Source organism: Duganella margarita, from assembly GCF_009857535.1.
Lineage (GTDB): Bacteria > Pseudomonadota > Gammaproteobacteria > Burkholderiales > Burkholderiaceae_D > Rugamonas > Rugamonas margarita.
Genome location: NZ_WWCS01000023.1, coordinates 26459 through 49671, shown reverse-complemented (window position 1 = coordinate 49671; position 23213 = coordinate 26459). Strand labels below are relative to the sequence as shown.

At 64.4% G+C, this 23213-nt stretch carries 23 protein-coding genes and 1 riboswitch; of the genes, 13 read left to right on the top strand and 10 right to left on the bottom strand.

The window, feature by feature from the left end; translation table 11 throughout:
- Positions 1-23 precede the first annotated feature (23 nt).
- From GTP55_RS25230 to GTP55_RS25205, 6 genes are all read right to left on the bottom strand, one after another.
- Positions 24-1331, bottom strand: coding sequence for an STAS domain-containing protein (locus tag GTP55_RS25230; protein WP_161047577.1), 1308 nt, complete (start codon positions 1329-1331; stop codon positions 24-26).
- Positions 1332-1448: 117 nt separating this feature from the next.
- Entirely contained in the window at positions 1449-1895 is a 447-nt protein-coding gene (gene dksA / locus GTP55_RS25225) for an RNA polymerase-binding protein DksA (RefSeq protein WP_110846272.1), read from the bottom strand.
- A gap of 94 nt (positions 1896-1989) precedes the next feature.
- Positions 1990-3042 (bottom strand): CobW family GTP-binding protein, encoded by a 1053-nt coding sequence (locus tag GTP55_RS25220; RefSeq protein ID WP_161047547.1) that lies wholly within the window; start codon positions 3040-3042, stop codon positions 1990-1992.
- Between the two features lie 105 nt (positions 3043-3147).
- Positions 3148-4083 carry a tyrosine recombinase XerC gene (locus tag GTP55_RS25215; RefSeq protein ID WP_161047546.1) on the bottom strand — a complete coding sequence of 312 codons (936 nt, stop codon included), beginning with the start codon at positions 4081-4083 and terminating at the stop codon, positions 3148-3150.
- Between the two features lie 8 nt (positions 4084-4091).
- A complete protein-coding gene (locus GTP55_RS25210) occupies positions 4092-4760 on the bottom strand; it encodes a DUF484 family protein (protein WP_161047545.1) in 669 nt (222 codons plus the stop codon).
- A 113-nt stretch (positions 4761-4873) separates the two neighbouring features.
- Entirely contained in the window at positions 4874-5938 is a 1065-nt protein-coding gene (locus GTP55_RS25205; protein ID WP_161047544.1) for a porin, read from the bottom strand.
- Positions 5939-6329: 391 nt separating this feature from the next.
- Between GTP55_RS25205 and GTP55_RS25200 the strand changes: the two genes are divergently transcribed.
- Positions 6330-7772 (top strand): tetratricopeptide repeat protein, encoded by a 1443-nt coding sequence (locus tag GTP55_RS25200; protein ID WP_161047543.1) that lies wholly within the window; start codon positions 6330-6332, stop codon positions 7770-7772.
- 73 nt (positions 7773-7845) lie between these two features.
- Here the strand turns inward: GTP55_RS25200 and dapF are convergent, their stop codons facing one another.
- The 3 genes from dapF to GTP55_RS25185 are packed head-to-tail and all read right to left on the bottom strand — an operon-like array spanning position 7846 to position 10443.
- A complete protein-coding gene (dapF, locus tag GTP55_RS25195; RefSeq protein ID WP_161047542.1) occupies positions 7846-8709 on the bottom strand; it encodes a diaminopimelate epimerase in 864 nt (287 codons plus the stop codon).
- 7 nt (positions 8710-8716) lie between these two features.
- Positions 8717-9595 (bottom strand): LpxL/LpxP family acyltransferase, encoded by an 879-nt coding sequence (locus GTP55_RS25190; protein WP_161047541.1) that lies wholly within the window; start codon positions 9593-9595, stop codon positions 8717-8719.
- A complete protein-coding gene (locus GTP55_RS25185; protein ID WP_161047540.1) occupies positions 9592-10443 on the bottom strand; it encodes a lysophospholipid acyltransferase family protein in 852 nt (283 codons plus the stop codon). Before GTP55_RS25185 ends, GTP55_RS25190 begins: the two co-directional genes overlap by 4 nt.
- Before the next feature lie 173 nt (positions 10444-10616).
- Here GTP55_RS25185 and metK point away from each other — a divergent pair, with 173 nt between their 5' ends.
- The 4 genes from metK to metF all read left to right on the top strand — a co-directional run bounded on the left by metK (position 10617) and on the right by metF (position 14713).
- The gene (gene metK / locus GTP55_RS25180) at positions 10617-11783 is read left to right on the top strand and encodes a methionine adenosyltransferase (RefSeq protein WP_110846281.1); all 1167 of its coding nucleotides are present in this window, start codon (positions 10617-10619) and stop codon (positions 11781-11783) included.
- A 113-nt stretch (positions 11784-11896) separates the two neighbouring features.
- A riboswitch (S-adenosyl-L-homocysteine riboswitch) is annotated at positions 11897-11964 on the top strand.
- A 28-nt stretch (positions 11965-11992) separates the two neighbouring features.
- A complete protein-coding gene (ahcY, locus tag GTP55_RS25175) occupies positions 11993-13420 on the top strand; it encodes an adenosylhomocysteinase (RefSeq protein ID WP_161047539.1) in 1428 nt (475 codons plus the stop codon).
- A 122-nt stretch (positions 13421-13542) separates the two neighbouring features.
- Complete coding sequence (locus tag GTP55_RS25170) at positions 13543-13893, top strand: phage holin family protein (protein ID WP_110846284.1); 351 nt, start codon at positions 13543-13545, stop codon at positions 13891-13893.
- Positions 13886-14713, top strand: coding sequence for a methylenetetrahydrofolate reductase [NAD(P)H] (metF, locus tag GTP55_RS25165; protein ID WP_161047538.1), 828 nt, complete (start codon positions 13886-13888; stop codon positions 14711-14713). The genes GTP55_RS25170 and metF overlap by 8 nt, the downstream gene beginning before the upstream one ends.
- Here the strand turns inward: metF and GTP55_RS25160 are convergent, their stop codons facing one another.
- Positions 14714-15295 (bottom strand): 5-formyltetrahydrofolate cyclo-ligase, encoded by a 582-nt coding sequence (locus GTP55_RS25160; RefSeq protein WP_161047537.1) that lies wholly within the window; start codon positions 15293-15295, stop codon positions 14714-14716.
- Positions 15296-15326: 31 nt separating this feature from the next.
- Between GTP55_RS25160 and GTP55_RS25155 the strand changes: the two genes are divergently transcribed.
- The 8 genes from GTP55_RS25155 (at position 15327) to GTP55_RS25120 (ending at position 23210) form a co-directional block, all read left to right on the top strand.
- A complete protein-coding gene (locus GTP55_RS25155; protein WP_161047536.1) occupies positions 15327-17300 on the top strand; it encodes a lytic transglycosylase domain-containing protein in 1974 nt (657 codons plus the stop codon).
- Positions 17301-17324: 24 nt separating this feature from the next.
- Positions 17325-18044 carry a glutathione S-transferase family protein gene (locus tag GTP55_RS25150; RefSeq protein WP_161047535.1) on the top strand — a complete coding sequence of 240 codons (720 nt, stop codon included), beginning with the start codon at positions 17325-17327 and terminating at the stop codon, positions 18042-18044.
- Positions 18045-18048: 4 nt separating this feature from the next.
- A complete protein-coding gene (locus GTP55_RS25145; RefSeq protein WP_161047534.1) occupies positions 18049-19302 on the top strand; it encodes a multifunctional CCA addition/repair protein in 1254 nt (417 codons plus the stop codon).
- A complete protein-coding gene (locus GTP55_RS25140) occupies positions 19299-19970 on the top strand; it encodes a GNAT family N-acetyltransferase (RefSeq protein WP_161047533.1) in 672 nt (223 codons plus the stop codon). The genes GTP55_RS25145 and GTP55_RS25140 overlap by 4 nt, the downstream gene beginning before the upstream one ends.
- A 116-nt stretch (positions 19971-20086) precedes the next feature.
- A complete protein-coding gene (gene mrtJ, locus GTP55_RS25135) occupies positions 20087-20371 on the top strand; it encodes a JDVT-CTERM system glutamic-type intramembrane protease MrtJ (RefSeq protein WP_202423859.1) in 285 nt (94 codons plus the stop codon).
- Positions 20372-20389: 18 nt separating this feature from the next.
- Entirely contained in the window at positions 20390-22513 is a 2124-nt protein-coding gene (locus tag GTP55_RS25130; RefSeq protein ID WP_161047532.1) for a choice-of-anchor D domain-containing protein, read from the top strand.
- Positions 22510-22998 (top strand): TlpA family protein disulfide reductase, encoded by a 489-nt coding sequence (locus GTP55_RS25125; protein WP_202423858.1) that lies wholly within the window; start codon positions 22510-22512, stop codon positions 22996-22998. Before GTP55_RS25130 ends, GTP55_RS25125 begins: the two co-directional genes overlap by 4 nt.
- A complete protein-coding gene (locus GTP55_RS25120) occupies positions 22995-23210 on the top strand; it encodes a DUF4266 domain-containing protein (RefSeq protein WP_161047531.1) in 216 nt (71 codons plus the stop codon). The genes GTP55_RS25125 and GTP55_RS25120 overlap by 4 nt, the downstream gene beginning before the upstream one ends.
- The last annotated feature ends 3 nt before the right edge of the window (positions 23211-23213 follow it).

Genomic DNA, 23213 nt, shown 5'->3' with positions numbered 1-23213 from the left:
GGGCCGGGAACGCGAAATGCAAGTTAATACTTGTGAGGATAGATTCTTGCCAGCGATGCAAAACCCAGCAGGCGCAACAGCGCGGTCACCAGGTGATTGACGTCACGCAGCGCGATCTTGCGGCCCGGCGCGGCGTCGGCCAGCGCTTGCAGCACGCCGTGCAACTGAATGGCGCTGGGGTAGTCGATGCGCGTCAGGCGCGAGCAGTCGAACACCAGCGCCGGATACTGTTCAGCATACTGCCGGATCGCCGGCAGTAAAGCGCCAAGTTGATGTTCTATGACGGGCGGCAACATAAAACGGTCGGGCGAGGCGTTCAGGTGTTGCGCCGGCGCCATCGCCACCTTGTGCGGCGCCACGAAGGACGGCGGCGACACCTCGAACGTCACGCAGTAGTCCATGGCGGCGTGCTCGAATTCCTTTTCGCTGTTTTGCAGTTGCAGCAGTTCCAGCAACAGCAGCCACGGCGCTTCGCCGCCGTCGCGGCGGCCGACTGCGATGCCGGCGCGCAGCAGTGTGGTCAGCGCCGGCGCTCCCACCAGGATCAGCTCGCGCTGGCCGGCCTGCAACCGGCGCAGCGCGGCCAGCAGCAGGGCGCAGCCGTCACCGTCGACCGCCGTCACGCGGCCCAGTTCCAGCCGCAGCACCGGGCTGGCGTCGGCCTGCTGGCGCAGGCGCTCGAGTTGCGGCGCGATATTGCGGTCCAGCATGCCGGACAGCGCGGCGGTCGGCGTCAGGCCGGCCCAGCCGGGCGAGGCGGCCGCCAGCACGGCCGGCGCCTGCCACGGCGGTGGCGAGGTTTCAAAGGTGCTGGCGTAGTCGATCGACAGGTTGTCGAAGGCGTCGTGCTGGCCGCTGACCTGGTACAGGTCGAACAGCATCCACCAGGCGCTGCGGTCGCTGTTGGGGCGGCTGTTGTCGGCCACTGCCGCCAGCAGCATCTGCTGCGCCACGGCGGCCTGGCCGTTGGCGTACAGGATGGCGATTTCTTCCACCGCCGGCGCGTTGTCGTCGGCGGCGGCCAGCGGCAGTTCGTCGCTCAGCAGCAGGGTGGTGGGGAAGTCGCCGAGGTCGTCATCGCCGGCGCTGGCGGCTGGCGCCGGGCGGACCGGCCGCTGGCTGCCCCACGCCGGTTCCGGCAGGTTGAAGATGTCGGCTTCCATCGCCGATTCGATGGCATCGATCTTCATGGCGGTGGCGCGGGCGATCTCGCGCTGGCGCGCTTGCTGGTGTTGGCGCTCCAGTTCGCTATTCGCGGCCAGTCGTGCCTGCTCGTCGTCGGTCAGCGGCGGCGGCGTGTCGGTTTTCTTGAAAAGAGAGAACAATCCCATCGCCATAGTGTAGCCGGAAGCGTCGCGCTTGCCGCATTACAGGTCGGAGGGGAAATGAAAATTTACGTAAAAAAAGCACGCGGTGTCAGGCGCGTGCTTCCTTGGCGTGCGGCGGAATTAATCGCCGTACAATTTTTGCTTCAGTTCACGACGCTGCTGCGCTTCCAGCGACAGGGTGGCAGTCGGACGGGCGATCAGGCGTGGAATGCCGATCGGTTCGCCGGTTTCTTCGCACCAGCCATAGTCGTTGGCGTCGATCGCGGCGATCGATTGCTGCACTTTTTTCAGCAGCTTGCGTTCGCGGTCACGGGTGCGCAGTTCCAGCGCGTGTTCTTCTTCGATGGTGGCGCGGTCAGCCGGATCCGGCACCAGCACGGTTTCGCGCAGGTGTTCGGTGGTTTCGCCAGCGTTTTTCAGCAGCTCTTTTTCCAGCTGTTGCAGCTTGGCCTTAAAGAAAGCCATTTGCGCTGGGTTCATATAGTCCTTGTCATCCATCTTCAGAATTTCTTCTTCGGTCAGGATGCGCTCGGCGGCGGCGGGGGTCGATTTATTAGTTTTGGTCATAACTTCGCTTACCTTCGATACGACAGAGTTTTCAATCAAATTAATCAGCCCGAATTTTGTGGCTATTTAGCCATCCCCACAAAACCGGGATAGTTTATACCAGACATTGTTCTAAACCGCTAATAAAGATGTCTTTGGGCAGATTTTTCCCGATAAATACCATTTTGCTGCCACGAACGTCGTTTTCACCCCATTTCGCGCCCAGATCGCTGCCCATGATCTGGTGCACGCCCTGGAACACCACCTTGCGGTCGGCATCCTGCATGAACAATACGCCTTTGTAGCGCAGCATGCGAGGACCATAGACATTTACCAGGCCGCCGAGGAACTCGTCCAGCTTGGCCGTGTCGAACGGGCGGTTGCTTTTGAACACAAAAGCGGCGATGTCGTCGGTGTGGTGGCTGTGGTGGTGATCGTGATCGTGGCCATGATCGTGATGATGGTGATCGTGGCCGCAGTGTTCGTCGTGGACGTGGCCGTCTTCATGCACCTGGTCGGTCAGCAGGAAGTCCGGGTCCAGTTCCAGCTTGTCGTTGAGGTTGAAACCTTTCAGGTCCAGCACCTCGGCGATCGGCGCGCGGCCGAAGTCGGATTTGCTGATCGGCGCGCGCGGGTTGATGCGCGCCAGGCGTGCGGTCAGCGTCGCCAGTTCTTCTGCGCTTACCAGATCGGTCTTGGACAGCAGGATCTTGTCGGCGAAACCGACCTGGCGCTGGGCTTCTTCGTGCTGGTCCAGCTGCGCCATGGCGTGGCGGGCGTCCACTACCGTGACCACCGCGTCCAGCATGTAGTTGGCGCCCACTTCCTCGTCGACGAAGAAGGTCTGCGCCACCGGCCCCGGATTGGCCAGGCCGGTGGTTTCGATGACCACGCGGTCGAACGCGATTTCGCCGGCGTCGCGCTTCTGCGCCAGGTTGCTGAGCGCCACGATCAGGTCGCCGCGCACGGTGCAGCAGATGCAGCCATTGTTCATTTCAACGATTTGCTCGCCGGTATCCCGCACCAGGATTTCGTTGTCGATGTTTTCCTCGCCGAACTCGTTTTCGATCACGGCGATGCGCATGCCGTGATCTTCCTGCAAGATGCGGTTGAGCAGCGTGGTCTTGCCGGCGCCGAGGAAGCCGGTCAGGATGGTGGTAGGGATCATGGTGGTTGTCTTTAATTCAAAATGCGGAAATGCAATCGGCTGATTATGCCGGATTTCTGCGGCGGCTAGCAATTCGTCCAATTGAGCAATATCAGCACGCGTGTGCTACTTCACCTTGGCGCGCGGATGGGCCTTGTCGTAGACCTCGGCCAGATGCTGGAAGTCCAGCGCCGTGTAGACCTGGGTCGAGCTGATGCTGGCGTGGCCCAGCATTTCCTGCACCGCCCGCAAGTCGCCGGACGATTGCAGCACGTGCGAGGCGAACGAGTGGCGCAGCATGTGCGGATGAACGTGCACCGGCGCGCCATGCGCCACGCCGTGGGTCTGCAGCCGCTGCTGGATCACGCGCGGCGAGACGCGGCTGCCGCGCGTGCTGAGGAACAGCGCGTCGCTGCCATCGGCCGGCGCTGGCCGCACCGCCAGCCAGGCCTGCAGCGCGGCCAGCGCGGCGCTGCCGACCGGCACCGTGCGGCGCTTGTTGCCCTTGCCGGTGACCAGCACTTCGCGGTTGGCGAGGTCGACCCAGCCGAGGCTGTCCTTGTGCGGCGTCAGGTCGAGTCCGGCCAATTCGGACACCCGCAGGCCGCTGGAGTACAGCAGCTCGAACATGGCGCGGTTGCACAGGTCGGCCGGTTCGGCGCCGTTGCCGGCCGCCGGCCGTGCTGGCGCCACCAGTTGCACGGCGTCGTCCACCGACAGCGCGCGCGGCAGCGTTTTGGCGCGCTTGGGGGCGCGCACGCCCTGCACCGGGTTGGCCGCCAGCGGGATCTGTTCGCCCAGCCAGTTGAAAAAACCGCGCCAGCTGGACAGCTTGCGGGCAATCGAACGGGGATCGAGTTCTTGCGCGTGCAGCCTGGCGGTCAGCCGGCGCACCGCGTGGTGGTCCAGCTGCGGCCAGCCGGTGTCGCCGGTCAGCGTCACCAGCTCCTGCAAGTCGCGGGCATAGGCGGCGCAGGTGTGGGGCGACAGCTGGCGCACGCCCCGCAGGTGGGCGAGATAGGCGTCGATCCAGGCCAGCTTGCTGTCTGGAGCGTCGCTCATGGTGCTGCTCAGGCCAGCAGCCAGGCCAGCGCGGTGCTGGAGGTTTCGCCGATGTGGATCAGGAAGTCGGTGGCCATCAGCGCGGTGAAGCGGTTGGCGTCCTGCGAGCCCATGATCAGCAGGCCGAACGCCTGCTTGTCGCCCGGCTTGCGCAGCGGGATGATGACGGTCGACACCACGGCCGACGGATCGTCCAGCCAGCGCACTGCTTCAAAGTCCTTGTTGGCGCCGCAGTAGGGGGCCAGCAGGCTGTTGGCGAAGATGCGGGCGTCGTCCGACACGCCCTTGACGAACCACTCGTCGGCGTAGTCCGGCGCCGCGCCCCAGATGCGCACGGTCACCTGCGGCACCTCGAAGCTGGTTTTCAGGCCGCTGGTGACCGAGTGTGGCATCGAGCCAACATCTTCCGCTTGCAGCAGCACCTGGGTCCAGCGGTGGAACTTGTTGGCGATGGCTTCGTTTTCCGACGCCAGGCGCATCAGGTTGCTCATGCGCAGTTCCAGCGTTTTGTATTTGTCGCGCAACACTTCCATCTGGCGTTCCTGCAGCGAGACGGCGCGGCCGGTCAGCGGACTGGCCAGTTTGATTTCACCCAGCAAGTCGGCGTGTTCTTCGAAGAATTGCGGGTGCTCGGTCAGGTATTGCGCGACGAGGGTGGAATCCAGTGGAGCGGTCATGAGGTACTTTGTAAGCGAGGTTGGTGTGCAATTTTAAACGAAAAAAAACGGACATGGTGGACCCATGTCCGTGATTCCCCAACTCACGCCGGCAGTTCTGCGACTGCGCCCGCTCAGAAGTTGTGGTGGATGCCGACGCTGTAGAAATTGAAGGTGGTGGTGGCCGTCGCTTTGCGGCGCGTGCCGTCCACGTACACATAGGTGCGCGGCGACAGGTTGTAGTCGTAGCCGAGCGAGAATTGCTTGGTCTTGGCGATGGTCGGCACGTTGAGCGCATTGTCCGGCGTCTTGCGGCCGATGCCGGCGCGCACCAGGCCGAGGCCGATGTTGTAGTTGGCGCCGATCATCCAGGCCTTGGTGACCGGGTTGATCGGCAGGCTGTAGTCCTGGTCCTGATGCTGGTAGGTGGCCATCAGCTTGAGGTCGTTGATCGGCTTGAACGAGGCGCCGACCGACCACAGCTTGGTGGCTACGGCGTTGCGCTCGTAGGCGGCATAGGCGGCAAACGGCCCCTGGGTGGCGGTGGCGCTGACCGAGTACGGATACTTGGCCGCCATGCTGTTGGCCGGGAACTGCGGCGCGGTGGTGGTGCCGCGGCCGATGATGACCGGGTTGTTGTTGGCTTCGCGGCTGGCCACGGTGACGTTCAGCTGGAAAATGTTGGCGAACACCGGCGTGTTGTAGAACACGGCGTTGGAAAAGCGGTTCAGCGAGTTGCCGGCCACGCTCATCGGATCGCTGGTGTAGCCGGCCACTTGCAGGTCGGTCTGGTAGCCGGCCACGGCCGGCATGCCGGACCATGGCTCGAAGGCGGTGCTGGTTTCCTGGAACGCGGTCAGGCCGCGGCCCAGGCGCAGCGTGCCGAAGTCGCCCTGCAGGCCGACCCGGCTCTGGCCCTGGAACAGGGGACGCACGGTGTTTTCGATGACGCCGGTGTCGGGCTCGTAGCGGATTTCCAGCTGGAACAGGGCTTTCAGGCCATTGCCGAGGTCTTCTACGCCGCGGAAGCCCAGCTTGTTGTTATCGCGCTTGCCGACTGCGGTCACGTCGGTATCGGTGCGGCGCGACATGCCGGCGTCCAGCGTGCCGTAGATGGTGACCGACGATTGCGCCTGCGCGCCTGCGGTCACACCCATCAGCACACCCGTGAGTGCCAGAGCCACCAGAGTTTTTTTCATTTTTATTCCTTTATAAGTGTATTTCTCTCATCCCCGCTGCTGCACGACCGGTTGTTTAAACCTTAATGGTTGCTCGGGCCGGTGGCGCTGGAATGGTCGATTGGAACGGTTTGTTTTGGTTGAAAGCCGCACAAGGCCGGCTTCTTGTTGTATTTATGAAACGCTTGTCAGCCGCGTCATTTGGCCCGTGCTGGATTGCATTTGCTTTCAGCCGGGCATGAAACAGTTCTAGCGTACAGGCGAGGGAGGGGGGCGCCGCTTGTGGCAAATCAAGCCCACCCGCAGATTGTTTTAGCGTGTGGCGCGGATGGCACGCTACACTAGGATACAAATGGCGCCGCAGATGACACAGCGGCGCATCCCACTTCGATGACATGCATAACAAGAGACAATGGCAAATCGAGAAGAGTTAGGGATCATCAGGGGCGCCCGCGCCGGAGACGCGGACTGCCAACTGGCGCTGGGCAAGCTGTATCTGTTCGGTGGCGCCAGCCTGCCGCTCAATGTGCCGACCGCGCTGCACTGGCTGGCGCGCGCCGCCCGCCAGGAGCGCGATGACGCGTGGCGTCTGATCGGCAACCACATTCCGTATGAAATCGCCCGCCATGCGCTGCCGGAAGTGCTGTGCTGGTATCAACGCGCCAGCGACGCCGGCATTCCTGCGGCGGCGCTGGTGCTGGCGCAGTTGCAGCAGCAGACAGCGCCGGCGGTCAGCGCACCGGTGCGTCACCCGGTCTTGCCCGCGCACGGCGCCCATCCCACCATGTTGCGTCCGACGGCGCCGCCGGCGCTGCCGCCGGCCTGCGGCGACCTGGCGCTGACGGCGGCGCAGGCAGCGCAACTGGATCATCTGTGGCGCCATCACCACGCGGCTTTTTTGCAACAGGCGCGGCCCTTGCTGCGCCCGCTGCTGGCGCGCGCGCCGGCCGACGCCGAAGCGGCGCGCGTGGCCGAATGGCAAGCGGGACCGCAGATGCTGGGCTTGCTGGCGCGCTGCGCCGCACTGCTGCCGCCGACCAGCGCCGACGCCGAGTTGCAGCATTGCCGTGAACTGGCGGCTTACGGCGGCGAACGCAACGCCCAGCTGGCGCTGGGCCTGTGGTTTGCGCGCATGGACAGCGACGGCAAGCGCCACAGCCAGGGCATTGCCGCCGTCAATTTCAAGCGCGCCATCCGCTGGCTGACGCTGGCCGGCGAACAAGGGTTGGCGGAAGCATGGTTCGCGCTGTCGCGTATCTATCTGAAACCGGAGTTTTCGCAGCGCTGCGTGGCCGAAGCGCAAAGCTATCTGGAGCGCGCCGCCGACATGGGCCATTGCGCGGCCCAGCTGGAGTGCGGCATGTACGCCTGGCGCAACCGCCGCACCGACGCCCAAAGCGACGTGCGCGCCGCCTACTGGCTGCAAAAGGCCGCCGCTCAGGGCTGTCCGGAAGCGGAGGCGGCGCTGCAACGGGTGGCGGCCGCGCCGCGGGAGGCGGACTGGATGACCAGCGTCATTACCTGTTTGACGCGGGAATTGTCGGAGAGCCAGCCGTTGCTGGCGGCGCGGCTGGAGCTGGCCGCACTGTTCGGACTGAGCCGGGCGGAAGCGTTGCTGCTGGATGTCAAAGCGGCCGATCACGGCCATTGCCTGGTGGTGGACATCCGCGCCAGCTATGGCCGCAGCAAGCGCCGGCTGGTGCTGCTGCGCACGGCGCGGGAGCGGCAGGCGCTGGACCGCATCGTGCGCCTGTTCGAGTCCATCGACAGCGGGCCGGACGGGCTGGAAGGCAATTACCGCCAGCGCCTGTACCGGCTCAAGACCTGGCTGCCCGATGACTTGATGGCAGCCTAGCCGCCGTCATTCCCGCGCAGGCGGGAATCCATGGAGCGCATGCCCAGCATAGGCCGCAGCGGTGCAATGACGGTCAGATCTCGATTTCGCCTTCAAACACGGTCACGGCCGGACCGGTCAGGAATACCGGCTGGCCTGCGCCGGCCCAGCTGATCGACAGCTGGCCGCCGCGCGCATCGACCCGCACCGGGCTGTCCAGCAGGCCGCGCCGGATGCCGGCCACGGCCGCCGCACAGGCGCCCGTGCCGCACGCCAGCGTTTCGCCGACGCCACGTTCAAACACGCGCAGCTTCACATGCTGGCGATCGAGCACCTGCATGAAGCCGGCGTTGACGCGGTTCGGGAAGCGCACATGATGCTCGATCAGCGGCCCGGTCAGCTCGACCGGCGCGGTCTCGACATCGTCGACCACCTGCACCGCGTGCGGATTGCCCATCGACACCGCCGAAATCAGCACGCTCTCGCGCGCGCCGCCCAGTTCCAGCAATAGCGGCCACAGCGTATCGTCGCCCTGATGTTCGCCGTGCAGGCCTTCGGCATCGAACGGCACCCGGCCCGGCTCCAGCACCGGCGCTCCCATGTCCACCGTGATGCTGCCATTGGCTTCCAGCCGTGGCACGATGACGCCGGCTTTGGTCTGCACGGTGATCGATTGCTTGTCGGTCAAGCCCTTTTCCGACACGAACTTGACGAACGCGCGCGAGCCGTTGCCGCATTGCTCCACTTCACCACCGTCGGCGTTGAAGATGCGATAGCGGAAATCGCAGCCGGCTTCGGTCGGCCTTTCCACCAGCAGGATCTGGTCGGCGCCGACGCCGAAGCGGCGGTCGCCCAGCCGCTGCCACTGCGCCGGCGTGAAGTCGATCTGCTGGTTGACGCCGTCGATGACGACGAAGTCATTGCCGGCGCCGTGCATTTTGGTGAATTTGAGTTTCATGGGTGGTTTATTTTTTGCCGTACAGCGAAGGCTCGCCGTTGGGGCGGGTCTTGAAGCGTTTGTGTGTCCAGAAATATTCGGCCGGGGATTCACGCACGCGTTCCTCGATGAACTCATTCATGCGGCGGGTGGCGGCCACCATGTCCTCGCCGGGATAATTGTCCCACACTGGATAGAATTTGACACGCCATCCCTGGTAATCCGGCAGGAAGGTGGCGATCACCGGCATCACCTGCGCGCCGGTGGTGGCGGCGATGCGGGCGGTGGCGGTCAGCGTGGCGGCCTGGATGCCGAAGAACGGCACGAACTCGGCATCCTTCTCGCCGAAATCCATGTCCGGCAGCATGAAGTAGGGCAGCCGGTCGCGCAGCGCGCGCAGAATCGGCTTGATGCCGTCCTGGCGGGTGAACAGCTTGACCGGCTTGAAGCGGGCGCGGCCGGCGCGCAGCACGTGGTCGAAGGCGGCGTTCTTCTGCGTCACGTACATCGACGAGGCGGACGCTTCCATGGCAATGGCGGCGCCGGCCACGTCGAGGCAGACGAAGTGCGGGCACAGCAGGATGGTCGGCTTGCTGGTCATCCCGGCCACCGGAATCACGCCGTCGGGCTCGATCCGGATCAGGCGCTTGAGGCGTGCTTCCGGCGCCCACCACAAGATCGCGCGCTCCCACACGCTGCGCGAGTAAGCCTGGAAGTGGCGGCGGGCAATGTCGATCCGCTCGGCCTCGCTCAGCTGCGGCATGGTCAGGCGCAGATTGGTCAGCGCGATCTGCCGGCGCGGACGCATCACCACAAACAACAGGCTGCCGATGGCGGCGCCAAAGCGGCCCAGCAGCGGCAGCGGCAGCCAGTGCAGCAGCCACATCAATCCCAACATCAGTTTCATGCGTGTTCTCCCGCCACCGGTGCCGCGACGCCGTGCGGCACCTTGTAGCGGTTATAGCTCCAGTAATATTGCGACGGGTTGCGGGCGATCAGGCGTTCCATGGCGTGGTTGATCGCTTGCGCCTGGGCGGCGCTGTCGCCGTCCAGGGTGCCGTCAAAGGGCACGAAGCGTACCACATAGCCGCGCCCGCCCGGCAAGCGCTCGGCGTAGGTGATGATGACGGTGGCGTTGCCCAGCAGGGCCAGCTTGGCCGGCAAGGTCATGCTGTAGGCGTTGCGGCCGAAGAAGGTGGCCCACACGCCTTCGCCTTCCTGCGGCACCTGGTCGGGCAGCACGCCGACCGGCTGGCCTTTCTTGAGGAATTTGGCCAGCATGCGCACGCCGGACATGTTGGCCGGCGCCAGCAGCAGGTTCTTGCGCGCGCGCGCGCCTTCAATCAGCGGCTTGAGGGCGTCTTTTTTGGGCGGGCGGTACATCACCATCAGCTCGGTGCGCAGGGCGATTTCCTGTGCCACGATCTCGAAGCAGCCCAGGTGCGGCGTCATGAAGACGATGCCGCGGCCAGCGTCGAGCTCGGTTTGCACCAGCGCCCAGTTTTCCAGCGTGGCGTGGCGCGACACGCGGGCCGGGTCGGCGCACCAGATGAAGGGCAGCTCGAACATGCTCTTGCCGGCTTCGGCGACGGCCGCGTTCAAGTGCTGGCTGAAGCCGGCCTGGGTCAGGTTGTCGCGCAGGCGGCGGCGGTAGGAAGGCGAGGCCCAGTACACCAGCCAGCCGAGCGCGGCGCCAGCCGCATGCAGCACGGACAAAGGGAAGATCGACAGAAAACGGAAAAGTGAAACCAGCATGAGAGAATTGCCCTGTATCGAAAGCAAGCTTTTTTAAAAGAGCGTAAAATACCACGTTAAGCAGTAACCGCTGAGTTAATGACAACTTGCGACGCGGGATATAAATATCGCTAAAGCGTCGCAAGCCGTGTTGGTATGCGACCGTATTATTCACACCATATCAGGAGCTTGCGATGTCTAACGATTATCTTTTCACCTCGGAATCCGTCTCGGAAGGTCACCCCGACAAGGTAGCTGACCAAATTTCCGACGCCATCCTCGACGCGATTCTGGCCCAGGACCCGAAAGCCCGTGTTGCCGCCGAAACGCTGTGCAACACCGGTCTGGTGGTGCTGGCCGGTGAAATCACCACCCACGCCAACGTCGACTACATCCAGGTTGCCCGCGAAACCATCAAACGCATCGGCTACGACAATACCGACTACGGGATCGACTACCGCGGTTGCGCGGTGCTGGTGGCCTACGACAAGCAGTCGCCGGACATCGCCCAGGGCGTTGACGAAGGCGCCGGCCTGGACCTGGACCAGGGCGCCGGCGACCAGGGCCTGATGTTCGGTTACGCCTGCGACGAGACCGCCGAGCTGATGCCGGCCGCGATCCACTACGCCCACCGCCTGGTCGAGCGCCAGTCGCAGCTGCGCAAGGATGGCCGTCTGCCATGGCTGCGTCCGGATGCCAAGTCGCAAGTGACGCTGCGTTATGTGAACGGCCGTCCGGTGGCGGTGGACACCGTGGTGCTGTCGACCCAGCACGCGCCGGAAATGCTGCACAAGCAGATCGAAGAAGCGGTGATCGAAGAGATCATCAAGCCGGTGCTGCCGAAAGAATGGCTGCAGGACACCAAATACCTGGTCAACCCGACCGGCCGTTTCGTCATCGGCGGCCCGCAGGGCGACTGCGGCCTGACCGGCCGCAAGATCATCGTGGACACCTACGGTGGCGCATCGCCGCACGGCGGCGGCGCGTTCTCCGGCAAGGATCCATCCAAGGTCGACCGTTCGGCAGCGTATGCGGCCCGTTACGTGGCCAAGAACGTGGTGGCCGCTGGCCTGGCGCGTCAGTGCCAGGTGCAGGTGTCGTATGCGATCGGCGTCGCGCGTCCGATCAACATCACCGTGTACACCGAAGGCACCGGCGTGATCCCGGACGAGAAAATCGCCCAGCTGGTGCAGGAGCACTTCGACCTGCGTCCGAAAGGCATCGTGCAGATGCTGGACCTGCTGCGCCCGATCTACGCCAAGACCGCCGCTTACGGCCACTTCGGCCGCGAAGAGCCGGAATTCTCGTGGGAGCGCACCGACAAGGCCGCCATCCTGCGCGCCGCCGCCGGCCTGAAATAATCCCCCGCACCCAAGTCAAACGCCCCGCACGCCGGGGCGTTTTTATTTGCGCGCCGGCGCGTCCGGGCGCACGGATTGTTGTCGCCATCGCCGATGAACGATGCTAAAATGCACGTTCCGAGGAGCGCTGCGACGAACTAGCTTTCGCCAGGCTCGGAGATCCAAACCGCGCTCACGTTACTTTTTTCAACACATGAAAGGAGGGCGTGATGAACGCCGTACTCAAAACCGCTCAAGACTACCTGGTCGCCGATATCTCCCTGGCGCCATGGGGTAACAAAGAAATCAAGATTGCCGAAACCGAAATGCCTGGCCTGATGGCGATCCGCGAGGAATTCGCCGCCAGCCAGCCGCTCAAAGGCGCGCGCATCACCGGTTCGCTGCACATGACCATTCAGACCGCCGTGCTGATCCAGACGCTGGAAGCGCTGGGCGCCGACGTGCGCTGGGCCTCGTGCAACATCTACTCGACCCAGGACCACGCCGCCGCCGCCATCGCCGCCGCCGGCACGCCGGTGTTCGCCATCAAGGGCGAGACCCTGGACGAATACTGGGACTACACCCACCGCATCTTCGAATGGCCGAACGACGCCGCCGGCAACGCGGTCTACTCGAACATGATCCTCGACGACGGCGGCGACGCCACGCTGCTGCTGCACCTCGGCGCGCGCGCCGAAAAAGACATCTCGGTGCTGGCCGCGCCAGGCTCGGAAGAAGAAATCTGCCTGTTCAACGCCATCAAGGCCCACCTGGCCAAGGACCCGGCGTGGTACTCCAAGCGTCTGCCGCACATCCTGGGCGTGACCGAAGAGACCACCACCGGCGTGCACCGCCTGTACCAGATGCACAAGGAGGGCAAGCTGGCCTTCCCGGCGATCAACGTCAACGATTCCGTCACCAAGTCGAAGTTCGACAACCTGTACGGCTGCCGCGAATCGCTGGTCGACGGCATCAAGCGCGCCACCGACGTGATGATCGCCGGTAAGGTCGCCGTCATCGCCGGTTACGGTGACGTCGGCAAGGGTTCGGCCCAGGCCATGCGCGCGCTGTCGGCGCAAGTGTGGGTGACCGAGATCGATCCGATCTGCGCACTGCAGGCTGCGATGGAAGGCTACCGCGTGGTGACCATGGATTACGCCGCCGAACACGGCGACATCTTCGTCACCTGCACCGGCAACTATCACATCCTGACCGAACAACACATGCTGGCCATGAAAGACCAGGCCATCGTCTGCAACATCGGTCACTTCGATAACGAGATCGACGTTGCGGCGCTGAAGAAGTACACCTGGGAAAACATCAAGCCGCAAGTCGATCACGTGATCTTCCCATCGGGCAAGCGCATCATCCTGCTGGCTGAAGGCCGCCTGGTCAACCTGGGTTGCGGTACCGGTCACCCGTCGTACGTGATGTCGTCCTCGTTCGCCAACCAGACCATCGCCCAGATCGAGCTGTACGCCAACACCGACAAGTATCCGGTCGGCGTGTACGTGCTGCCGAAGCACCTGGATGAAAAAGTGGCGCGTCTGCAGCTGAAAAAACTCAATGCGCAACTGACTGTGCTGACCCAGGAACAGGCCGACTACATCGGCGTGACCCAGGAAGGTCCGTACAAGCCAGAACACTACCGTTATTAATATCGACGTCATTCCGGCGCAAGCGGACGGTCCGCCGCTGCGGTCCATGCTGAGCATCCTGCCCGGTGTTCTATGGATTCCGGCCTGCGCCGGAATGACGGCTCTTGCAGCGAGAACTTCTTATGCGTTTGGTCCTTACCTGGTTAATCAATGCAATTGCCTTGCTGGCAGTTCCCTACCTGATGCATTCCGTCGATGTCACAAGCATAGGCGCAGCCCTCGTCGCGGCTCTTGTACTGGGCCTGGTCAATACGCTGATACGACCGGTATTGCTCCTGCTGACGCTGCCTGTGACGCTGGTGTCGCTGGGCCTGTTCATCTTCATCATCAACGGCTTCATGTTCTGGCTGGTGGCGCAATGGGTGGATGGCTTCCATGTGGACAGCTTCCTGTCCGCCGTCGGTGGCGCTGTGTTGTACAGTATTATTTCCTGGGCTCTGTCTACCTTACTTTTGAAGAACTCAGATGGATAATCCGAATTTCAGTATCGAATTTTTTCCGCCGAAAACGGTGGAAGGCGCGGACAAGCTGCGCGTCACGCGCGCCAAGCTGTCCGAGCTGAAGCCCAAATATTTTTCCGTCACCTTCGGCGCCGGCGGCAGCACGCAGCGCGGCACGCTGGACACGGTGGTGGAGATTTTGAACGCCGGCGAACAGGCGGCGCCGCACCTGTCATGCGTAGGCGGCACGCGCGAGTCGATCCGCGCGATCCTGGCCGAATTCAAGTCGCATGACATCAAGCGCATCGTGGCGCTGCGCGGCGACCTGCCGAGTGGCTACGGCGCGGCCGGTGAATTCCGTTACGCGAATGAGCTGGTGGAGTTCATCCGCCAGGAGACCGGCGACTGGTTCCACATCGAAGTGGCGGCCTATCCGGAAGTGCACCCGCAGGCCAAGTCGCCGCAGGATGACTTGCTGGCGTTCGAGCGCAAGATCAAGGCCGGCGCCAATTCGGCGATCACGCAGTATTTCTACAATGCGGACGCGTACTTCCAGTTCGTCGAGCAGACCCGCAAGCTGGGCATCGACGTGCCGGTGGTGGCGGGCATCATGCCGATCACGAACTACACGCAGCTGATGCGTTTCTCGGATATGTGCGGCGCCGAGATCCCGCGCTGGGTGCGGCTCAAGCTGGCCAGCTTCGGCGACGACAGCGCGTCGATCAAGGCGTTTGGGCTGGACGTGGTGACGGCGCTGTGCGAACGCCTGCTGCAGGGCGGCGCGCCGGGCCTGCACTTCTACAGCATGAACCAGGCCGCGGCGACCACCGCGTTGTGGCAACGGCTGGTGTAATTACTCCGTCATGATGCGGTCCAGCGCCACATCGTGGCCATCGCTGTCAAACGGCACTTGCAGGCATTGGTAGGCTATTCCCAGTGTCTGCGGCCGTGGCGTGTGCCGCGCGAGCGTGCGGTCGTAGAACCCGCCGCCATAGCCTAATCGATAACCTTGCGGGTTAAAGCCCAGGCAAGGCACCAGCAGCGCCGGCGGATAGGCCGCCTGCAGGCGCAGGTCGGCCGGCACCGCCACCCCCATCTGGTCCTTGACCATCTCCTCGCCGATGCGCCATTCGGCAAACTCCAGCGCCGCATCCTTTTGCACCACCACCGGCAGCAGCAGCCGCGCGCCCAGGCGCGCCAGTTCCGCATACGCCGGATGCAGGTCCGGCTCGTCGCGCAGCGGCCAATACACGCCCAGCGCCGCCGGCCGCGCCGCCTTCCACCAGTCGATCACATGATCGCCAATCGCCCGGTCCCAGGCCGTCCGCGTGGCCGGATCCAGGGCGCGCCGCGCGGTCAGCAGCTGCTTCCGCAAATCCGCCTTCCGGGCTGGTGATCCGGACGCGCTGCGTGGTATTCTAGGGTCGCTGGTCATATTTGGTTCAAGACTTATAGAGAGTTGCACATTGATTTCTGTTTCGAAATGGATTGCCGGCGCGGTCGTCGTTGCCTTTACCTCGTTTGCCCATGCCGACGACACCAGCGCAGATAGCCGCAGGGAAGACGATTCCTTCCTGCTGCTGCGCGACGCTGTGCGCCAGGATGACGCCAGCAAAGCGGATTTCTACGCCGCCCGCCTGACCAACTACTCCATTCCGTCCTACGTCGATTATTATCGGCTCAAATCCCATCTGAAGGATGCCGCGCCGGCCGAAATCCGCAATTTCTTCCAGCGTTACCAGGGCCAGGCCATCGTTGACCGCCTGCGCAACGATTGGCTGCTGGAACTGGGCCGCAAACGCGACTGGGCCACCTTCGACGAACAGTATCCGCTGTTTGTGCTCGACGACGACACCCAGGTCAAATGCTACGCGCTGATCTCGCGCGCGCTCAAGGGCCAGAAAGTGGCCGACGACGCGCGCGCCCTGCTGACCGCGCCGTCGGTGTACGGCCAGCCGTGCGCGGACCTGATCGCGACGCTGTACCAGAGCGGCCAGTTCACCACCGAAGACCTGTACGCGCAACTGCGCCTGTCCGGTGAATTCAACGCCACCGGCCAGGCGCGTCGCATCGTCGCGCTGCTGGACGGACCGGAAAAGAGCGCCGTGCAGGCGGTCGACCTGCCGACATTGGCCGTGGCCAAGGGCATTGGCCCAAGCAAGGTGGAACACCAGATTTACATCGTCGCCCTCGGCCGTCTGGCCAAGACCAGCATCAAGCTGGCCACGCTGGCGCTAAACAAGGCCACGCCGAAGATGACGGCGCAGGAGCAGCAGCAAGCCTGGGCGGCGATCGCACTGCAATCGTCGTACACGCTGGCGCCGGAAACCTCCGACTACTGGAAGCGCACCAACAGCGCGCCGCTGTCGATCGACCAGATTCAGTGGAAGACCCGCATCGCGCTGCGCAACGGCGACTGGCGCCAGGTGGAGAACAATATCCGCGCCATGCCGGCGTCGCTGCGCAACGAGCCGACCTGGGTCTACTGGCTGGGCCGCGCCATCATGGCGCGCGACGGCGTCACCAGCCAGCCGACCGGCGAAGCGCTGCAGCTGTTCCGCAGCATCTCGGACCAGTCCAACTACTACGGCCAGCTGGCGCTGGAGGAATCTGGCAAGCTGATTACGATTCCGCCCGCCGGCGCACCGGTGACGGCGGCGGAGATCGCGCCGATCGCCGCCAACCCGAACTTCCAGCGCGCGCTGAAGTTCTTCGGCATGCGCCTGCGCTTCGAAGGCACGCGCGAATGGAACTGGGGTCTGCGCGGCCTGAGCGAACGCGAACACCTGGCCGCCGCCGAGTACGCGCGCCAGAACAATATCCTCGACCGCATGGTCAATACTTCGGATCGCACCCGCATCCAGGTCGATTACACGCAGCGTTTCCCGTCGCCGCACAATGACGTCATGCATCCGGCCACGCAGACGCTGGGCCTGGACAAGGCCTGGGTGTATGGCCTGATCCGGCAAGAGTCGCGCTTCATCATGGACGCGCAGTCGCACGTCGGCGCTTCGGGCCTGATGCAGGTGATGCCGTCCACCGGCCGCTGGGTCGCCAAGAAGATCGGCCTGACCGACTTCGCGCAGGACATGCTGAGCGATGTGCGTTACAACATCATGCTGGGCACGAACTATCTGAACATGGTGCTGGGGAATATGGACGGCAACGAGGTGCTGGCCACCGCCGCCTACAACGCCGGGCCGGGACGCCTTCGCACTTGGCGTGCGGCGCTGACCAAGCCGATGGACAGCACCATCTTCATCGAGTCGATCCCGTATTCGGAGACGCGCACCTACGTCAAGAACGTGATGTCGAATTCGACCTACTATGCGGCGCTGTTTGAAGGGCGTCCGCAATCGCTGAAGGCGCGCCTCGGCAACGTGCAGCCGAAAGGCTATACGCTGCAGGAAGAACAGGAAACCAGCTTCACCCCGCGCTGACCGTTTATAACCAGGACGTATCCCATGCAGACTACCCAACTCGATCCAGGCCTGTCGCAAGCGCTCGCGGCCGCGCGCCAGCCCGGCCTGACGCTCGTCATCGGCAACAAGAACTATTCTTCGTGGTCGATGCGGCCATGGGTGGCGATGGTCGCCTTCGGCATTCCATTCCAGGAGGTGCGGGTGCTGCTGGACCGCGACGACACCGCCAACCGCATTTGCAGCTATTCGGCGTCCGGCCGCGTGCCGGTGCTGCTGGCCGGCGACGAGATGACCATCTGGGACAGCCTGGCGATCTGCGAATATCTGGCCGAGCAGTTCCAGGAACTGCATCTGTGGCCGCAGGACGTGGCGGCGCGCGCCATGGCGCGCTCGGTGTGCGCCGAGATGCACGCCGGCTTTTCCGACCTGCGGAATTCGATGTCGATGAACATCCGCGCCAGCTTCCCCGGCAAGGGCCGCACGCCGGGCACGCAGGCCGACATCGGCCGCATCAGCGAAATCTGGGAAGAGTGCCTGTCGCGCTTCGGCCACCACCAGTTCCTGTTCGGCGACTTTTCGCTGGCCGATGCCTACTACGCGCCGGTGGTGCTGCGCTTCCGCACCTACGGCGTGACGCTGGCGCCGGCGCTGGACGCTTACTGCCAGCGCGTGCTGGCCCATCCTGCGGTGGCGCGCTGGGTCAGCGAGGCGCTGGCCGAAACCGAAACGGCGCCCAAGCACGACGCCGACATGCCGGACTGAGACTATGCGTACTTATGTAGTCGGCGGCGCGGTGCGCGATGCGCTGCTTGGTTTGCCGGTCAAGGACCATGACCACGTGGTGGTCGGGGCCACCCCGGACGAGATGATCGCCAAGGGCTTCCGCCCGGTCGGCAAGGATTTTCCTGTGTTCCTGCATCCGAAGACGCAGGAAGAATATGCGCTGGCGCGCACCGAGCGCAAAACCGCACCCGGCTACAAAGGCTTTGTGTTCCACACCTCGGCCGACGTGACGCTGGAAGAAGACCTGGTGCGGCGCGACCTGACCATCAACGCGATTGCCCGCGCCGACGACGGCACGCTTACCGATCCTTACGGCGGCCAGCGCGATATCGAATTGCGCGTATTCCGCCATGTGTCGGACGCGTTTGCAGAAGACCCGGTGCGCATCCTGCGGCTGGCGCGCTTTGCCGCGCGCTTCAGCGATTTTACCGTGGCGCCGGAAACCAATGAGCTGATGAAGAAGATGGTGGCGCAGGGCGAAGTCGATGCGCTGGTGCCGGAACGCGTGTGGCAGGAACTGTCGCGCGGGCTGATGGAGGCCAAGCCGTCGCGCATGCTGGAAGTGCTGCGCGACTGCGGCGCGCTGGCGCGCATCCTCCCGGAGCTGGACGTGTTGTGGGGCGTGCCGCAGCCGGAGAAGTGGCATCCCGAGATCGATACCGGCATCCATGTGCTGCAGGTGCTGGACTGCGCCGCCGCGCTGGAACGCGAACTGCCGGTGCGCTTCGCCAGCATGATGCACGACCTGGGCAAGGGCGTGACGCCGTCCGGCAAATGGCCTTCGCATCACGGCCATGAGGAACTGGGCGTCAAGCTGGTGGAGCAGGTCTGCAAGCGCCTGCGCGTGCCGACCGAATGCCGCGACCTGGCGGTGATGACGGCGCGCGAACACGGCAATGTGGGCCGCGCGCTGCAACTGCGCGCCAACACCATCGTCAAGCTGCTGGAGCGCTGTGATGCCTTCCGCAAGCCGGCGCGTTTCGTGCAGCTGCTGCAAGCCACCGAATGCGATTCGCGCGGCCGCATCGGCGCCAGCGGCAGCTATGCCGATGCGCCGTTCCCGCAGATGGCGCATCTGGAAGCCGCGATGGCGGCGGCGCGCGGCGTCAACGCCGGGGAGATTGCGCAAGCCTTGGTCGATCAGCCGCAGCGCATTCCGGAGCGCGTGCACATGGCGCGCGTCAGCGCCGTCAAGCAGGCGCTCAAACTGGCGGACGAAGACGAGTCGCCGGAATGAATTCCTCCGACCTGTTCCAGAATCCGCTGCGCCGCTGGGGCAAGCACCGGAACGGCAAGCGGCCGACGGTGCTGGTGAAGGAATTGCGCGAGCGGGACCGCCGCCGCATGCTGCGGCATTTCCTGGAACTGGAAGACAGCGACCGCCTGCTGCGCTTCGGCTCCGTGCTGCCGGATGAACAGCTGACCAACTACGTCAACGGCATCGACTTCTCGCGCGACATGGTGTTTGGCGTGCACAACCGCGTGTTCCGGCTGGTGGCGGTCGGCCATCTGGCGTTTGCGCCGCGCGATGAAACGAGCACTGTCACCGACAAGGAACGGGTGGCGGAATTCGGCGTCTCGGTCAGCCGCTCGGCGCGCGGGCTGGGCGTCGGCTCACGGCTGTTTGAGCGTGCCGCGATCCACTGCCGCAACAACGATGTGGACACGCTGTACATGCACTGCCTGTCGTCCAACAAGACCATGATGCACATCGCCAAAAAAGCCGGCATGGAAATCCACCGCGATTACGGCGAGGCGGATGCGTATCTCAAATTGCTGCCGGCCGATCCGGCCAGCATGATGCAGGAAGCGCTGCACGAACAGTTTGCAATGCTGGACTACACCTATAAAGCCAACAAGCGCATCGCCGTCAAATGGCTGGGCCGCTTGATCGGCAAAAAATAATTCTTCCTTTCTTAGAACCTTCGCCACGTTGACCGGAATACACGGTCAGACTAGATGTGCAAGCAAAGGTTCTACATTCCGTGTGGCCGATCTCCGAGTTCTATGGACGGCAGCTCTTGTTGCTGCTCGTGCTATCCCCTGTGCTGGAGGAGGTGGTGGTGCGCGCGGGCTTGCAGGAGTGGCTGATGCGGCGTGCGCCACAGGCGGTGGCGCCGCCGGTGCTGGTGTCGGCGGCGACCTTTGGCCTGCTGCACCTGCGCTCCGGCTGGCTGCATGCGCTGGCGGTGATTGTGCCCGGACTGGCGCTGGCGCTGCTGTACCAGCGCACCCGCAGCTGGTACTGGTGCGCCGTCGCCCATAGCGCCATGAATGCCTTTGCCATCTCAGTCTGCGGTCTATAACTTCAACTGGAGAGTGGCATGAATCGATTGATAGCGCGGGTGGCGTCGGCCGCCCTGCTGTTTGGCCTTGCAGCGCAGGCGGCGCAGGCAGCGGATGCCTTGAACGGCAAGAGCTTGTACCTGAACGGGCCAGTGAGCGGCGGCGCCAGTTGCGCGTCCTGCCACGGTCCCACGCCCGCCAATAACGTCAACGGCATCCTGGCGGCAGCCAACCAGCCGTCGGTGATCTCCGGCGCCTTTGCCTCCAACAAGGGCGGCATGGGGAGTCTGTTCAACGGCAAATTCTCGGCGGCGGAAATCGCCGACCTGGCCGCCTTCATCGGCAACCCTAACGTGACAGCGGCGCCGGCGGCGTCGCTGGCGCCGACGACGCTGACCTTCAGCGGCGCCAATATCGGCCAGGCCAGCGCGCCGTTGTCGGCCACGCTGACCAATAGCGGCAACGCCGCGCTGAATATCGGCACCATCTCGATCGGCGGCGCTGCGGCAGGCGACTTTGCACTGGGCGGCGGCAGCTGCACCAACGGCGCGTCGATCGCGGCGGGCGCCAACTGCACCGTGCAGGCGACCTTCACGCCAACGGCGGCCGGCGCGCGCGCCGCCACGCTGACCATCACCCATAACGCCACCGGCGGCAGCAGCACCGTGTCGCTGAACGGCACCGGCAATGCGACGCCGCAGGCGACCATCGCGTTGTCGGCGAGTAGTGTCGATTTCGGCAAGCTGCTGACCGGTACACCATCGTCGGTAGCCAGCGTCACCGTTACCAATAGCGGCCAGGCGGCGTTGAACTTCAGCGCCATCAGTGTCAGTGGCGCCAGTGCAGCCATCATCACGCGTGCAGGTACTTGCGCAGTGGGCACGCCGGTAGCAGCGGGTGGCAGCTGCACGGTGACTGTGCAGGCCGCGCCGACCAGCGCCGGCACGATTGCCGCCAGCCTGACCCTGTCGTCCAATGCCTCGAATGGCGGCGGCTCGGTGACGGTCGGCTTGACCGGCACCGCCGCCGCACCTGCGCCAGCCTTGAGCGCCACGCCGTCCGCTGTGGCTTTCGGCTCCCAGACCATCGGCGCGGCGGCTGCCACGCAAACGGTCACGCTGGCCAACACCGGCAATGTGGTGCTGAACATCGGCAGTGTCGGCGTGACCGGTTCCGCCGCTGTGACGCTGAGCGGCAGCACTTGCGGCGCAACGCTGGCAGTGGGGGCGAATTGCGCCGCCACCGTGAGCTTTGCACCAACGTCGGAAGGGGCAGTGACCGCTGCGCTGGCAGTAGCGTCGAATGCACCGGCGCTGCAAGTCGGCATCACCGGCACCGGCACCACGCAAGCCACCGCAAAGCCTGCGCTGTCGGAAACCGGCCCGATCGGATTCGCTGACACGCAAGTCGGCAGCAGCGCCGCCGAGCACACCACCACGCTGGGCAACAGCGGCAATGCCGCGCTGAAGATCGCCACGCTCACGCTGGGCGGCACCAATCCGGGCGACTTCGTGGTCGGCGGTACTTGCGCGGCCAATGTATCGATTAGCTCCGGCGCCACCTGCACCATTACCACCGCCTTCAAGCCGACTGCGGCCGGCGCCCGCAGCGCCGACCTGCTGCTGGTGACCGACGGCGGCGCGCAGTTCCACCTGACGCTAAACGGCAACGGCGTCGCAGTAGTGGTGACCGCGCCATCGCTGGGCATCAGCCCACAAAGTTTTGACTTTGGCTCGGTCGTCATCGGTAGCACTGCACCGACACGCCGCTTCACGCTGACCAATAGTGGTGCTGCCGCCGTCACGCTGTCCGGCGCGACCTTCAGCGGCCCGTTCGCTGCGGTGGCTGACAGCACCGGCTGCGCCGCCTTCCCCTTCACCTTGCAGCCTGGCGCCTCGTGCGACCTGGTGGTGGGCTACACGCCGACCAGCGCCGGCGCCAGCAGCGGCAGCGTGACCATCCAGTCCGGCAGCACCACCTGGAATATCGCGCTGAGCGGCCAAGGTACGGCCTCGATGCCGAATGCCGCGCCGTCCAATCACGGCGGCGGTGGTTGCTCCGCTTCGCAGGACGTGACCGATCCAACGCTGGCCGCGCTGCTGGTGCTGTCGCTGATCGTCATCGGCTGGCGTCGTCGCAACCGTAACGGAGGTGCCAAATGAAAATGAAGATGATGATGCTGGCCGCCTTACTTGCGGCATCCTCGGCCCAGGCGCTGGACAAGGGCGCCCCGGCGCCGCAGTTCGACCTGCCTGGCCTGGATGGCGCGGTCAAGCTGGCCAAGTTGCAGGGCAAGGTGGTGTATGTGGACTTCTGGGCCTCCTGGTGCGGCCCGTGCCGCCAGTCCTTCCCGTGGATGAACGAGATGCAGGCCAAGTACGGCGGCAAGGGCTTGCAGATCGTCGGCGTCAACGTCGACGCCAAGAGCGATGACGCGCGTCAGTTCCTGACCGCTACGCCGGCGCGCTTTGCCATCGCCTTTGACCCGCAGGGCGCGACGCCGCGCAGCTACGGCATCAAGGGTATGCCGAGCAGCGTGCTGATTGGACCGGACGGCAAGGTGCTGCTGGAGCATTCCGGCTTCCGCGAGGCAGATCGCGCCGAGCTGGAAAACAAGATCCAATCCGCGCTGGGAGGGGTCAAATGAAGACCGTACTGGCTTTGGCAGCATTGGCTGTGCTGAGTGGCTGCGCTTCGATCGGCAAGGTGCAGCCGTGGGAGAAGGGCACGCTGGCGCGCAGCGAAATGACCTTCAAGGACGGCAGCCTGTTTAACCGCTACGACGACCATATCTACACCAGCCGCGAAGCCTCGTCCGGCGGCGCCGGTGTGGGTGGCGGTGGTTGCGGCTGTAATTAAGGA